This window comes from Sphaerisporangium sp. NPDC049457, from assembly GCF_055586705.1.
Window position 1 is genome coordinate 80423 of the sequence record NZ_JBVJHR010000017.1, and the last position, 14570, is coordinate 94992.

A 14570-nucleotide genomic window follows, 5' to 3' on the forward strand; every position below is an offset into this window, starting at 1 on the left:
GCCTCGGGACGCGGAGCGTCACCCCCGGCACAGCCGCAGGACGTTGGCGACGATGCGGGCTCCGGCGCCCGCCTCGGCGGTGAGGATGGACTCGGGGTGGAACTGGACGGCGAAGCGCCGGTTGCCGGTGTCCTCGATGGCCATGACGGCCCCGTCCGGGGTGAGCGCGGTCACCGTGAAGCCGCGCACGCCCTGCCGCTTGGCGTGCAGGGAGTGGTAGCGGGCGGCGGTGAACTCCTGCGGGAGGCCGTCGAGCAGGGCGCTGTCGCCCACCCTGGCGACGCGGCCGCGCTTGCCGTGCTCGGGTTCCGGCAGCAGTGACAGCTCGCCGCCGGCCTGTTCCACCATCGCCTGCAGTCCGAGGCACACCCCGAAGACCGGCAGGCGGCGGGCGTACAGGGTCTCCACCAGGGCGGCGCAGCCGAAGTCCGACGGCCAGCCGGGGCCGGGCGACAGCACCACCATGTGCGGCGCGATCTCGTCCAGCATGGCCAGGGGGAAGCCGTGGCGCAGGGTGACCACGTCGGCGCCCTGCTGGCGGAAGTAGTCGGCCAGGGTGTTGACGAAGGAGTCCTCGTGGTCCACCAGCAGGACCTTCATGCCGTCGCCCGGCCGCTCGGGCGCGCGACGGCGTTCCGCGGCGGCCTGCGGGGACCCCACGGCGGCGAGCGCCCCGAGCAGCGCGCTCGCCTTCAACTCGGTCTCGCGCTCCTCGGCGGCCGGGTCGGAGTCGAACAGCAGCGTCGCCCCGGCGCGGACGGTGGCCACGCCTTCGCGGATCTGGGCGGTCCGCAGCGTGAGACCGGTGTTCATGGACCCGTCGAAGCCGAGGTAGCCGACGGCGCCGCCGTACCAGCGCCGGGCGGTGGCCTCGTGGTCCTCGATGAACTGCATGGCCCAGGTCTTGGGCGCGCCGGTGACGGTGACGGCCCACATGTGGGTGAGGAAGGCGTCGAGGGCGTCGAACTCCGGGCGCAGGCGGCCCTCGATGTGGTCGACGGTGTGGATGAGGCGGGAGTACATCTCGATCTGGCGGCGCCCGATGACCTGGACGGTGCCGGGGACGCAGATGCGCGACTTGTCGTTGCGGTCGACGTCGGTGCACATGGTCAGCTCGGATTCCTCCTTGACCGAGCTGAGCAGGGTGCGGATCGCCTCGGCGTCCTCGACCGGGTTGGTGCCGCGGGCGATCGTCCCGGAGATCGGGCAGGTCTCCACGCGGTCGCCCTGGACCCGCACGTACATCTCGGGTGAGGCGCCGACGAGGTGCTCGCCCTCGCCGAGGTTGAACAGGAACTCGTAGGGGGCGGGGTTGATCAGGCGCAGCCCCCGGTAGAACCCGGCCGGGTCGGCGCAGGGGGCGTGGAAGACCTGGCCGGGGACCACCTCGAACAGGTCGCCGCGCCGGAACTTCTGCTTGGCGGCCTCGACGACGGCGGCGTACTCCCCCGGCCGGGGGTTGTCCGGGAGGGTCGCGGGCGCGGGCGACAGCGGCAGGGTCTCGCCCGTGCGCCGCAGGCCGCGGGTGGAGACGCCGTCGACGGTGAACTCATAGAGGTACTCGCGGCTGGTCTCGCGCTTGCGGTCGATGACCATGACGCGGTCGGGCAGGTGCAGCACCAGGTCGCGCTGGTCGTGGGCGCGGTCGAGCGTCTGCCGGATGGGCTCGAACTGGAAGGCGAGGTCGTAGCCGAAGGCCCCGTACAGCCCGAGGTGCTCGTCGTCGCCGGCGAAGGCTGCGATCACCTCGCGGACGGCGGTGAACACCGTGGGACGGCGGCTGCGCATCTCCTCGGGAAGAATGTCCTCGGACTCGGCGACGTACACCTCGACGTGGTCCAGCGTCGGCTCGGTGGTGGTCTTGCCCGCGGCCAGCAGGCAGGAGGTCACGGCGGGCAGCACGACGCGCCCGCGCTCGTTCAGCGCGCGGGCCGAGATGCGGCGGCCGCGGGCGACGATCTCCAGCACGGGGTCGACGTAGGCGAGGTGCCACCGGCTGTACCGGCCGGGGTACTCCATGCCCGAGGACAGCACGCCGCCGCGGCGCTCGCCCAGGGAGGAGACGACCTCCTCCAGCACGGACTCGGGAACGTCAGCGGTCGTGACCTCGACCTCGATGCCGCCCGCGGTGGTATATCCGCTCGTGTCCACCTTGCCTGCCCCTCTGATCGTGAATGGGCCCCGGGGCGGGCATGGAAAAGGCCGCCTCCCGGGGCGGCCGTGGGTAAAAAATGCGAAACTCGCGCCGCCTACGAGCGGCGCCACCACCGAGCAGGTGAAATGGTTCGCATGGCTGCATGCTAGCGGCATCCCGGGGCCCGCCGCCAGTTGTTCGGAGGCTGCGCGCGCCGCGCCGTCACACGTGTGGGGTGACCTGCGTCACAGCGTCCCACGGCCACATAGCACTAGCATGTTACCAGGGAGTAAAGCGCTGCTTACATCAATCGGGGTAGGTCTCCGCTTACAGCGAGGAGCGCGCATGGGCAGGAATCCGTTCAGGGTGGTCGTCCACAAGGACCTGCGGGTCCCGATGCCCGACGGTGTCCTGCTGCTGGCCGACCGCTACGTCCCGATCGGCGCGAACAACCCGCCGACGATCCTCATCCGCTCCCCCTACGGCAGGCGCGGCCTGTTCGGCTACGCCTACGGCAGGGCCTTCGCGCGCCACGGGTTCCAGGTGATCCTGCAGAGCTGCCGGGGCGGGTTCGGGTCGGGCGGCGAGGCCTGCCCGCTGGACGAGCAGGACGACGGCCTGGCGACGGTCGAGTGGATGCGCGCCCAGCCCTGGTACGGCGGCAGCTTCGCCATGCACGGGCCGAGCTACCTGGGTCACGCCCAGTGGGCCATCGCGCCGTACGCCGGGCCCGACCTCAAGGCGATGGCCACCCAGGTGACCGCCTCCCAGTTCCGTGACGCCGCTTATGTGGGCGGCTCCTTCGCGCTCGAGGCGACCTTGAGCTGGAGCACGCTCACCGCGATGATGTCCGGCCCGCTCAGCGGCGCGGCGGTGTTCTTCGCCCCGCGCCGCACCCAGCGCGCCGTGCTGTCGGGCCGGCCGCTCGGCGAGCTGGACCTGCTGGCGGCCGGCCGCTCGCTGCCGTTCTTCCAGGAGGTGCTCACCCACCACGCCGACCCGTCCGTGCCGTTCTGGAAGAAGCGCGACTTCTCGGCCACGGTGGGCGAGGTGGACGCGGCCGTCACGATGACCGGCGGCTGGTACGACGTCTTCCTGCCCTGGCAGCTGAAGGACTACGCCGCCATGCGGGCCGCCGGGCGGCAGCCGTACCTGACGATCGGGCCCTGGCACCACGCCGACGTGCGGCACGGGCGCATCGCCAACCTCGACGCGCTGGCGTGGTTCCGCGCCCATCTGCTCGGCGACGCCTCAGGGCTGCGCGCGAGCCCGGTGCGCGTGTACGTCACCGGCGCGGGCGAGTGGCGCGACTACCGCGACTGGCCGGTGCCGGGCATGCGGCGGCGGCGCTGGCACCTGCAGCCGGGGTTCGCGCTGGGACGGGACAACCCCTCGCGGTCGGACCCCGACCGCTTCCGCTACGACCCGGCCAGGCCCACCCCGGTCGTCGGCGGGCCGACGCTGCTCGGCAACTCGGCGCCGCGCGACAACCGCCGGCTGGAGGCGCGCTCGGACGTGCTGGTGTACACCGGCGAGGAGCTCGGCGAGGACGTGGACCTGATCGGCCCGGTGACCTCGGAGGTGTACCTGCGCTCCAGCACCGAGCACACCGACCTGGTCGTGCGCGTGTGCGACGTCCACCCCGACGGCTCCTCGCTCAACGTCTGCGAGGGCGTGCGCCGCCTGGTGCCCGGCACTCCCCCGGCCGACGAGGACGGCGTGCGGCGGGTCGAGGTGGATCTGTGGCCGATCGCGCACCGCTTCAAGCGGGGGCACCGCATCCGGGTGCACCTGGCCGGCGGCGCCTACCCGAGGCTGGCCCGCAACCTCGGCACGGGCGAGCCGCTGGGCACCGGGCACAGGGGGGTCCCGGCCGACCAGGAGATCTTCCACGACCCCGGGCGCCCGTCGGCGATCATCCTGCCCCACATCCCCGGCTGAAACCGTGCTCACTCCCGCGAAGCGGGGATATCGGCCTGATCTCACCAGCCCCGAAGGAACCGAAAATGGCCGCCGACCGCGCGATTTGACTGAGTGTCACCACTCGGCGCGCCAACAGGTCCGTTCGGCGATTGGTGATCCGCCCCACAGCGCGGCGTAATTACGCTTACCGGTCAACCGAATGACTAGCCTCATCAGGCTAGTCACGTTTGTCTTCCTTCTCCCTAGGAGAGTGCGTTGACCACGCCATCCAGCGATCAGCGTCCGGCCCGCGACGATCGCAGCCCGTGGAACTGGCTGCTTCTCGTGCCCATCGTGATCCCGCTTATCCCCGCCTTGTACAACGCGGACGAGCCGCGTCTGTTCGGATTCCCGTTGTTCTACTGGCTCCAGCTCGCCTTCATCATCCTCGGCGTCACCGCCACGACGATCGTGTATCAGACGGGCAAGAGGAGGAACGGGCGATGAGCGACCACATCACCGAGCTCGTCGTCTTCGCGATCCTCTTCCTCCTCGTGAGCGGCATGGGGTTCGTCGCCGCCCGCTGGCGCCGTCCCGACAACCTGGCCAGCCTGGACGAGTGGGGCCTCGGCGGCCGCAAGTTCGGCTCGTGGGTCACCTGGTTCCTGGTCGGCGGCGACCTGTACACCGCCTACACGTTCGTGGCGGTCCCCGCGCTGCTGTACGGCGCCGGGGCGACCGGGTTCTTCGCGCTGCCGTACACGATCGTGACCTATCCCCTGGTGTTCCTGGTGCTGATCAGGCTGTGGTCGGTGTCGCACGTGCACGGCCTGGTCACCCCGGCCGACTTCGTGCGCGCGCGGTTCGGCTCGCCCACCCTGGCCCTGCTGATCGCCATCACCGGGCTGGTGGCGACGATGCCGTACATCGCGCTGCAGCTGGTCGGCATCGAGGCCGTGCTGAAGACGATGGGCGTCACCGGCGACCTGCCGCTGATCATCGCCTTCGCGATCCTCGCGGCCTACACCTACCAGTCGGGGCTGCGCGCGCCCGCGCTGATCGCGTTCGTCAAGGACTCGCTGATCTACGTGGTGATCCTGGTCGCGATCATCTACATCCCGGCCAAACTGGGCGGCATCGGATCGGTCTTCGACGCGGCCCAGCAGAAGTTCGCCGGCACCCCGGCCCCCGGCGACGGCATCCTGCTCAACGCCAACAACCAGCTGCAGTACATCAGCCTGGCGCTCGGCTCGGCCATGGCGCTGTTCCTGTACCCGCACAGCGTCACCGGCGTCCTCGCGGCGCGCAACCGCGGCGTGATCAAGCGGAACATGTCCGCGCTGCCCGCCTACAGCCTGCTGCTCGGCCTGATCGCGCTGCTCGGCTACATGGCCATCGCGGCCGGGATCAAGCCGATCACGACGAACGGCAAGGCCGACGCCAACACGGTCGTGCCGCAGCTGTTCGACCAGATGTTCCCCGACTGGTTCGCCGGCGTGGCCTACGCCGCCATCGGCATCGGCGCGCTCGTGCCCGCCGCGATCATGTCCATCGCGGCGGCGAACCTGTTCACCCGCAACGTCTACAAGGAGTTCATCAAGCGGGACGCCACCGACGCCCAGGAGGCCGCGGTCAGCAAGATCGCCTCACTGGTCGTCAAGGTCGGCGCGGTGCTCGTCATCCTGCTGATCGACCCGCAGTTCTCCATCGACCTCCAGCTCATCGGCGGCGTCATCATCCTGCAGACGCTGCCGTCGGTGGCGCTCGGCCTGTACACCAGGTGGTTCCACCGGGCCGGCCTGATCGCCGGCTGGGCGGCGGGCATGACCGCGGGCATGGTGATGCTGTACAACATCGCCAACCCGGCCATCAACCACGCCCACTTCGGCGGCTCGGCCTTCCCGCTGGCCAAGCTGGGCCTGGACACCAAGATGACCGTCTACGCGGGCTTCCTGGCCCTCATCGTCAACCTCGTCGTCGCGGTCATCGGCACGCTGATCGCCCGCGCCGCCAAGGTCTCCGACGGCCCGGACGCCACCCGCCCGTCGGAGTACTACGCCGACGAGGGCGACCCCCGCGTCCACGAGATCGAACTCTCCGGCACGCACTGACCCACTCACCGGGGCGGCCCCCGGCCTCCCCCCTTGTCCCGGCGGTCCCCACGGACCGCCGGGACGTCCCGCTTCTGGGGGTGAGAAAGGCGGCTCAGACGCCGCCGGGCGTCCGGCGGCCGGGCGGTGCGGCGCCGGTCATGGTGGCGACGACGGCGTCGGTGAGGGCGTCGACGACCTTGGAGCGGTCTACCGTCTGGTGCTCCAGCCACCAGTCGCCCGTCGTCTGGACCATGCCGACGAAGGCGTGGCCGAGGATCTGGGCGCGCACGGGGTCGGCGACCGTGCCGTCGGCGGCGATGACCGCGCCGAGCTCCTCGCCGAGGCTGCGCACGATGGCGGCCATGTGGGAATGGGTGCGGGTGTCCTCGGCGCCGGCGCGGTGGAACAGGAAGCGGTAGAGGTTGAGGTTGGCCGAGATCATGTCGAGGTAGGCCTCGATGGTGGCCCTGGCCCGGACGCGCAGGTCGGCGCGGGCCTGGGCGAACCGCGGTCGCAGGAGGTTGACGACGCTGCGCGCGTGCCGGTCGGCCAGGGCCTGGTACAGGCCGCTCTTGTCGCCGAAGTGCCGATAGAGGATCGGCTTGGTGATGCCCGCCTCGGCGGCGATCGCGGCCATGGAGACCTGCGGGCCCTCGCGGCGGATCACCCGGTCGGCCGCGTCGAGAAGCGCCCGCCGCCGGTCCGGATCTCGCCCGCCGTTGCCCGCCACGGTCGCCATGCCAGACAGCATAGGGGTGCTTCACCGTCACATACCGCTGCCGGGAGCAGGCGTCCCCGCGAACCCGGCGACGCCCCGCGCGACCGGCGACCGGCCGTTCCGCGCGCGCGGAGGTGTGGCGCGCGATGGTGATCGGGGCGATCTTTCGGCGCGCGTGATCCTTGGCCGGATATGAGACGGATCGTTCCGGTAGTGTGCCGCTCTCTGACCTTGTTGGAGGTGGAAGGTGGCCGAGCCTGGAGCACCCGAGGTGCCGGGCTACGAGGTGCTCGGGATCCTCGGGCAGGGGGGCTTCGGCGTGGTGTACCGCGCCCGGCAGCTCGCCGTGCGGCGCGAGGTGGCCCTCAAGGTCGACAACCGCGTGCTGCTGTCCGAGCGGGACCGGCGCCGGTTCATGCGCGAGGTCAGCTCGGCCGGCGCCCTGTCGGGGCATCCGCACGTCGCGGACGTGTACGACGCGGGCGTGCTCACCGACGGGCGTCCGTACATGGTGCTGGAACTGTGCCCGGGCGGGTCGCTGGCCGACCGGCTCCGCGCCGAGGGCCCGCTGAGCCCGGCCGAGGTGCGCGACATCGGCGTGCGCATCGGCGACGCGCTCGCCGCCGCCCACGCGGCCGGGGTGCTGCACCGCGACGTCAAGCCGGCCAACATCCTGGTCAACGGCTACGGCATGGTGGCGCTGACGGACTTCGGGCTGGCCGCCGCCGCGCACGCCGACGGCGACATGTCGGTGACCCGCGAGTCGCTCACCCCGGCGTTCGGCCCGCCGGAGGCCTTCGAGCTGGCCGCGCCCAGCCCGGCGGGGGACGTGTACTCGCTGGCGGCCACGTTGTACGCCCTGCTGAACGGCAGGCCGCCGCGTTTCCCCGAGGGCGGGGTGGTGAACATCGCGATGATCATGGCGATGCACCGGCGGCCGATCCCGGAGATCCCCGGGGTGCCGGCCGAGCTGACCGCCGTGCTGCGCGCGGGGATGGCGACCGATCCGCGCATGCGCATCCCGTCGGCGGCGGCTCTGCGCGACGCGCTGTCGGCGCTCCCGGCCGCGGTCCTGTCCTCCCCCGGCGGCCGGAGCGCGGCCCCGGCCGGGCACGGGAGCCCCGTCCCCCACTCGGCGCCCGCAGGTCGGCCGTCCCACCCGCACCAGGGGCCGCTCCCGCCGGGGTCCTCCGTGCCCGGCGGCCGGCACGGCACCGGGGGGGCGGGCGGACGGCCAGGTGCGCCGGCGTCCGGCGTTCACGGGCATGAGACGGGCTCCGCCGGGCCGGCCGAGCGGACCGGGCCGCGCGGCAGGGCCGGGCTGACGACGATGCCGCCGCCCGCGCCGAAGCACGCGCAGACGGGTCTGTACCTGGCGGTGGCGGGGGTGTTCGCGCTGCTGCTGACCGTCGGGACGGGGATCATGATCTGGGAGGGCCGCGTCCCCTGGACCGTGCCGACGACCACCGGGCCGAGCGTCCCCGCGGGAAACACGGCGGGAGACACGGCGGGCGAGTCGGGGGGCGAGTCGGCCGGTGAGCCGGTGTCCACGCCGGCCACCTCTCCGGCCGCCGTTTCGCAGGGCCCGTTCGGAACGGTCCCGACGACCACCGTCGCGTGCGCGGCGGCCGCCGTCTCCGGCGCGAAGGCCGCGTGCAGCCAGAAGGCCGAGTGCTGGGGCGGCATGGTGGTGACCGCCGGGGAGGTGACGATCGCCCGGCGGGGCTGTGAGTCGGCCCACACGTGGGAGACCTTCGCCGTCGCCCCTCTTCCCCCCGACGGTCTCACCTACAACATGCAGGAGCTGGAGGCCCACCCGGTGGTCAAGCGGCTGTGCTCGCTGCCGGTGCTGCGCCGGTCCCTGTACAACTCGGCGAGGACGGGCTCGTCCGCCGAGTGGCTGGTGTCCGTGCTGCCGCCCACCCCCGAGGCGTTCAAGAACGGCGTCCGGGTCTACCGCTGCGTGGGCGGCGTACTGGGTGACGAACGACCGGGCACCCACTTCAGACCCCTGACCTGACCCGCCGAGCGTTCAGATCCCTTACCTGAGCCGCCCGGCCGAGCGCCGTACAACGGCGCCGGCATCACCGCACCACGACCCGCCGAGCCGGCGCCGACACACCCAGGACACACACGGGACAGAGAACAACACCCGGCGCCGCGCCGGTTGGGGGAATGCTGGAAATCACTGGAACTCCAGGGAACCACTGGTACGCTCCGGGCGTGAGTGAAAGGCTGGACGATCTCGAACGGCGCATCGACGCGCTGCGCCGGGAGATCCGGCGCGCCGTGCGCGCCCGCGAGACCGTCCTGGCCAGGTCGCTGCGCGGCGAGCTGCGGCGGGCCGAGCAGGCGTGGGACCAGGCCATCGCGGCCGACGAGCCGCCGGACGGCGAGCACGCGCCCGGCTCCCTGGTGCCCATCCGCGAGCAGGTTCACCAGGCGCTCACCGTGCTCGGCGTGCCCGCCGCGGCGCGGATGATCGTCGCCGTGCACACCGCCCTGCGCGCGGGCTCGCTCAGAAGCGCCCAGTTGACGAGCCTGCGCCGGGACGAGGAGCGCTCCTTCCGCGTCGCGCCCTTCACCCGTCCGTACTACCTGTGCGCCGCGCTCACCGACCGGCTGTCGGCCTCGCGCGGGCTGCTCGCGGTCAGCACCTGGCCGCTGGAGCGACGGGTGATCGGCCCGCTGAGCCCGCGCGTCGACTTCCTCACCACGGCGATCCGGGTGGCCGAGCACGTCACGCGGGCGGCCGAGGCGGGCGAGCAGGCCCCGCCGAGCGCCCGGCGCCTGCTGGGGCGGCTGGCGCACAACATCCCCGGCGCCTCGGCGGAGGGCGAAGCCCGCGGGCGGGGCCTTGCGCCGGTGGACGCCCTGGCGTCCGGTCCGGGCGCCGGGCGGGCCGATCCGTTCAGCGACGGTCTCGACGGGCCCGACCCGGCGGTGGTCGCCCGGGCGGCGCGCGCCGAGCTGGAGGTCCACGCCGCCGCGGACGCCGCGGCGCGCGCCGAGATCGCCGGCCGGGCCCGCGAGCGGCTCGGCGACGCCGAGCGGCTGTTCGGCGGCACCGTCCTGCGAGTGGCCAGGGCGTGAAGGTGAAAGAGAGGCGTGAGGTGGATCCACTCGACCGGTTGCGCGGCCCGGTGCCGCCGCGTCCCCACGACGCGCGGGCCATCGCCGCCCTGGCGGCCAACCCCGGGTGCGCGCGGCGCGCCGTGCTGGACGCCGCGGGCGTCGACAAGGACGCCACCGCGACCCATCTCGGCTTCCCCGCGCCGTTCGGCCAGTCGCCTTTCGCCATCACCCGGGGCAACGCCTTCGAGTCGCTGGTCAAAGAGAGCGGCTGCGCCGAGCTGCTGAGGCTGCTGCGCGAGCTGCTCGGCCTGCCGATCGCGCAGGCCGCCTACGCCGACCTCGGCGACGTGGCGGGCAACCCCTCGGCGCACCTGCGGCACGGCCACACCCGCACCCTGCTGGACCGCGCGGCGCACGACGGCGACGACGCCGGCACCCTGTACGACCACCCGCTGCTGCGGCTGGAGATCGCCGGCCAGAGCGCCTACCTGGAGCCCGACGTGGTGGCGTTCCAGCTCGGCGGGCGTTTCCACATCGTGGAGATCAAGTCGTTCGCGGTCGTCGACGGGCAGGCCGAGCCGGACAAGGTGGCGGCGGCGGCCCGCCAGGCCGCGGTGTACGTGCTGGCGCTGCGGAACCTGCTGGAGGACCTCGGCCATGATCCAGCCCGGGTGTCGCACGAGGTGGTGCTGGTGTGCCCGGAGAACTTCGCCAACCGGCCCACCGCGACGCTGGTGGACGTGCGCAGGCAGCTCGCCGTGCTGCGGCGCCAGCTCGCCCGCATGACCCGCGTCGGGACGATCGTGGACGCGCTGCCGCCCGAGCTGACCTTCGACCTGGCGCGCGACGCCGGCGGCGCGCCGACCCGCCCGGTGGCCGAGCTGCGCGCAGCGGTGCGCGGGGTCGACGCCCGGTACGCGCCCGACTGCCTTTCGACCTGCGACCTGTGCTTCTTCTGCCGGGACGAGGCCGCCGCCGAGGAGTCCACCGACCTGCTGGGACGGCAGGTGCGCGACGCCCTCGGCGGGGTCGCCACCGTGTCGGAGGCGCTCGGCCTGGCGGACGGCTCGCTCCCCCCGGGCGAGGGCCAGGAGGAGATCGCCCGCCTGCTCCGCCTGGCCGACCGCATCTACGCGGAGGTCTCGTGAGCGGGTCGCGCGCCCCCGAGGGGGCGACCGGGGGCGCGAGCCGGCCGGGGGCGCGGTGAGCACGCTCGCGGCCCTCGCCCGGCTGCGCGCGCTGCGCGCCGGCACGGCGCAGCGGCTGGCGACAGTGCGGCACTGCCACCTGTCCGAGCGGCCCATGGTCCTGATCCCGCTGCGGCTGGCCGGCGAGGCGGCCGCGCCGCTGGCCGCGATGGCCGGCACCGACCCCGGCCATCCGCGGCTGCTGGTGGTTCCGCAGCCGCGCGACCGCGACCTGCGGTTCGCCTTCGCCGCCGAGCTGGCCGAGGTCCTGCTGCCCTACATCGAGAGCCTGCAGAAGGACACCGAGACGGTCGAGCGGCGCGGCGCCGAGCCGTACGAGCGCTGCGTCGACGCGCCGCAGCTCATCGTCCCCAACCGGGAGGCGGCGGCGTTCGTGCAGGTGCTCGGCCGTTCGACCCGGTTCCGCCGCGCCGAGGGACCCTACGCCGTGCATCCGTCGGTGCCGGTGCTCGGCCGGTGGCTCACCTTCCTCGCCCAGCGCGGCCGCTACCCCGGCTCGTCGCTGCTGCTCGCGGCCACCGAGGCGCTGTCGCTGCACTGGGCCACCGGGCAGAGCGCCCTTGAGGACGCCAACCTGGCGTCGCTGGTCGGCTGGATCGACCCGCCGCCGGGCATGAGCGGGGTGGCGGCGGCCAAGGAGGCCGAGGACCCGCTGATGTGGCCGCCCGCCGGGCCGGCGACCGACCCCGGCTTCGACGCGGAGGTGCTGGCCCCCGCCATCCGGGCGTACGAGGAGACGCGCGGCGAGCACGCCGAGGCCCGGGTGCGCGAGGCGGTGCGCTCTCAGCTGGAGCCGACGTGGCGGCTGATGTGGCGGGCCGTCGGCCTGCTCTCCGCGCTGCCCGCCGGTCCGGGCTGCGCCGGGCGCTGGGAGGCCGACCGGGCGTCGTTCACCTCCTTCGCCGCGCAGCTCGCCGAGGGCGCGCCGCCGCAGCCCAAGCGGGACGGCGCCGTGAGCGCCGCGTCCCGGCTGGCCCGCATGGAGCGCGCGCAGGCCTCCTACGACGCCCAGCGCGCCTATGACGACCCCCTGGTCATGGCGGGGTACCGGCTGACCGGTGAGGCGTTCACCGGCACGGTCGTGCACGCAGAACCCGACCGCACCGAGGGCGAGGGGCGGGGACGCAAGCTCCGGCCGCTGGTCACCGTGCGCACCACCGACCCGGTGCGCCTGGCGCCCGGCACGCGGCTCGGCACCCCTGAGCGGCGCGGCCAGCAGGCCGACCTGGTGGCGATCGAGGGGGAGCACGTCACGTTGAAGATCGTCAAGGGGATGGGGCGGGGCATGACGGCGACGCCCGGCGCCGTGCCCGCCGCCGGCGAGCGGGTGTGCTACGCCGCGCTCACCGACGAGTTCCAGCCGCCGGCCGCGCTGCCGCCTCCGGAGGAGACGCCCTGGACGCACGGCGGCCCGCCGCCGGAGTACGAGCCGCCCTCCGACGAGGAGCCGGACGAGGACTGGTCATGACCTCGAACGCCGGTCGTCCCGGCCGAGGCCGTAGGCGACAAGGTGCCGGCGCCGTTCGGAGGAGCCGGGCGGCGATGAGGCCGGCCACGCGACGTCGTCGATCGCGAGCCACGGCGCGACGGCCACGGCCGCGGGCGTGAGCCCGGTGAACGTCCTGACCTCGCGGTGGAGGTGGGACTGGTCGGCGTAGCCGCTCTCGGTGGCGGCGCCGGCCGCGGCGTGTCCGGCCACGAGAAGGTGGGCGGCGTGGTCGAACCGCACGAGCCGAGCGGCGCGTTTGGGGGTGATGCCGAGCTGGGACCGGAAGCGGGACCACAGGCGCTTGCGGCTCCAGCCGACCTCGTCCGCCAGGCCGTCGACCCGCACCCGTCCCCGGCCGGTGAGCATCCGCCGCCAGGTGTGGGCCACCTCCGGATCGACCCGCCGGCGGCCGCCCAGCCGCCGGCCGAGGATCTCCGCCGTGATCGCGAATCGTTCGTCCCACGAGGAGGCGGCGCGAAGCCGGTCCTCGGCCCGTCCGGCTTCGCGGCCCCAGACGTCCGCCAGCGACACCAGCGTCCCGCCGAAGTCGGCCGGCGGGCCGAGCACCGCGGCCGCCGCGGCCGGCTCCAGCCGGATCTGCAGGCACTCGCCCGCTCCGCGGCCGGTCGCCCGGAGATCACCGGGGAGGAGCCCGACGACGACACTGCCGCGCTCTCGCCGACCGGGGACGTCGTAGACGATGCGCTCCCCCTCGCTCAGGTCGAACAGGAGGGTGACGGACGGATGCGCGACCATGGCGATGTCCACGAGGGCCGGGGAACGATGGCTGAACCCTGCCATGACGACCCCCGGCAGCCGGTCTGGGAGGCGCGGGACCGCGACGTCCACCCGCGCCCAGTCCAGTGCTGTCCCGGTCGAGGGCACGTGACCACCCTACGCCTCGGGGATCACCGGCGCGGTGCCATGGTCCGCCAGCGTGAAGGCCGGCAGCAGTCCGCCGATCGTGTCGGGCGCTTCCAGCATCGGCAGGTGCCCGACGCCGGGCAGCCACTCGACCCGCGCGCCCGGCACCGCCTCGTACCGGTGTGCCGACGAGGGGTCCCAGCGGGGGTCGGCGGCGCCGAAGACCACCAGCACCGCGACGTCCAGGGCGGCGAGACGCTCGGGCACACTCCGCTCGGCGATGTACGCGGCGTTGTGGCGCAGCACCGCCCTGATCATGCGGTAGGTGACACGCCGCAGGTCGGCGATCAGATCGTCCGGGACGTCCACCGGGCGGGCGGCCGTCGCGAGGATCCCCTCGCGGATCCTCGCGTCCGAACGCCTCGCCCACAGCAGCGCGCCGAAAGGCGGGGACAGCAGGACCCGGAGCAGGAGCGGCTGCGGAAGGAACGCGCCGGGATCCGGGCCGGTGCTGATCAGCGCGAGCGACCTCACCAGGTCGGGGCGTCGTTCGGCGAGCGCGGTGGCGACATAGCCCCCTGCCGAGTGCCCGGCCACGGCGATGCGACGCAGCCCGAGGTCGTCGAGCAGCGCCGCCACCCGGCCCGCCTGCACGGGCACGTCGTACGGAGGCGCGGGCGGGGACTGGCCGCAACCGGGAAGATCGACCCGGATGACGTGATGGTGACGGGCCAGCGCCGGCACCACCGGGATCCAGGCACTGCTCGAGAACCCCGATCCGTGGACGAGCAACAGCGGCGGCGCCTGCCGCGGGCCGTCGTGGACCACGTGCATCCCGTGCGAGTGTTCGATGTCGTACTCCCTCATGCGGGCGATGATGCCCGGGCCGCCGGCCATCGGTCTTGAACGAATGTCGTCGCGGAGCCGGCGACCGCCCGGCTCCGCTGCCCCCCGCTCCGCTCGGCTCCGCCCGGTGAGCCGGTGCCCGTCTCGGGTGACGCACGCTCTTTCCGGGTGACGCGCCTGGTCAGCCGGGCGGTCCGTATGATCGTTCCCATGAGGTTCTCAACGCGCCCTTGGACGGGCG

11 protein-coding genes are annotated in these 14570 nt (G+C 73.5%); 7 read left to right on the plus strand and 4 right to left on the minus strand.

Features of this window, described 5'->3' with window-relative positions; genetic code table 11:
• Positions 1-18: 18 nt before the first annotated feature.
• Positions 19-2151 carry an anthranilate synthase component I gene (locus ACZ6QO_RS25840; protein ID WP_465854183.1) on the minus strand — a complete coding sequence of 711 codons (2133 nt, stop codon included), beginning with the start codon at positions 2149-2151 and terminating at the stop codon, positions 19-21.
• Positions 2152-2479: 328 nt separating this feature from the next.
• Here ACZ6QO_RS25840 and ACZ6QO_RS25845 point away from each other — a divergent pair, with 328 nt between their 5' ends.
• The 3 genes from ACZ6QO_RS25845 (at position 2480) to mctP (ending at position 6147) form a co-directional block, all read left to right on the plus strand.
• Positions 2480-4075, plus strand: a complete 1596-nt coding sequence (locus ACZ6QO_RS25845; protein WP_465854184.1) for a CocE/NonD family hydrolase — start codon at positions 2480-2482, stop codon at positions 4073-4075.
• Positions 4076-4312: 237 nt separating this feature from the next.
• Positions 4313-4543 (plus strand): DUF3311 domain-containing protein, encoded by a 231-nt coding sequence (locus ACZ6QO_RS25850; protein ID WP_465854185.1) that lies wholly within the window; start codon positions 4313-4315, stop codon positions 4541-4543.
• Positions 4540-6147, plus strand: a complete 1608-nt coding sequence (gene mctP, locus ACZ6QO_RS25855; protein WP_465854186.1) for a monocarboxylate uptake permease MctP — start codon at positions 4540-4542, stop codon at positions 6145-6147. The genes ACZ6QO_RS25850 and mctP overlap by 4 nt, the downstream gene beginning before the upstream one ends.
• Before the next feature lie 94 nt (positions 6148-6241).
• Here mctP and ACZ6QO_RS25860 read toward each other — a convergent pair whose 3' ends face one another.
• Positions 6242-6868 carry a TetR/AcrR family transcriptional regulator gene (locus ACZ6QO_RS25860; RefSeq protein WP_465854187.1) on the minus strand — a complete coding sequence of 209 codons (627 nt, stop codon included), beginning with the start codon at positions 6866-6868 and terminating at the stop codon, positions 6242-6244.
• A 226-nt stretch (positions 6869-7094) separates the two neighbouring features.
• On the opposite strand from ACZ6QO_RS25860, the gene ACZ6QO_RS25865 reads away from it, so the two are divergent.
• The 4 genes from ACZ6QO_RS25865 (at position 7095) to ACZ6QO_RS25880 (ending at position 12598) form a co-directional block, all read left to right on the plus strand.
• Positions 7095-8867 (plus strand): serine/threonine-protein kinase, encoded by a 1773-nt coding sequence (locus ACZ6QO_RS25865; RefSeq protein ID WP_465854188.1) that lies wholly within the window; start codon positions 7095-7097, stop codon positions 8865-8867.
• A gap of 203 nt (positions 8868-9070) precedes the next feature.
• Positions 9071-9940, plus strand: coding sequence for a hypothetical protein (locus ACZ6QO_RS25870; protein WP_465854189.1), 870 nt, complete (start codon positions 9071-9073; stop codon positions 9938-9940).
• Between the two features lie 20 nt (positions 9941-9960).
• Complete coding sequence (locus ACZ6QO_RS25875) at positions 9961-11070, plus strand: hypothetical protein (protein ID WP_465854190.1); 1110 nt, start codon at positions 9961-9963, stop codon at positions 11068-11070.
• Between the two features lie 55 nt (positions 11071-11125).
• Complete coding sequence (locus ACZ6QO_RS25880) at positions 11126-12598, plus strand: serine/threonine-protein kinase (protein ID WP_465854191.1); 1473 nt, start codon at positions 11126-11128, stop codon at positions 12596-12598.
• Here the strand turns inward: ACZ6QO_RS25880 and ACZ6QO_RS25885 are convergent.
• Both ACZ6QO_RS25885 and ACZ6QO_RS25890 read right to left on the minus strand, forming a co-directional pair.
• Positions 12593-13504, minus strand: a complete 912-nt coding sequence (locus ACZ6QO_RS25885; RefSeq protein WP_465854192.1) for an AraC family transcriptional regulator — start codon at positions 13502-13504, stop codon at positions 12593-12595. The genes ACZ6QO_RS25880 and ACZ6QO_RS25885 overlap by 6 nt on opposite strands.
• A 9-nt stretch (positions 13505-13513) precedes the next feature.
• Complete coding sequence (locus ACZ6QO_RS25890) at positions 13514-14350, minus strand: alpha/beta fold hydrolase (protein ID WP_465854193.1); 837 nt, start codon at positions 14348-14350, stop codon at positions 13514-13516.
• Positions 14351-14570: the final 220 nt, after the last annotated feature.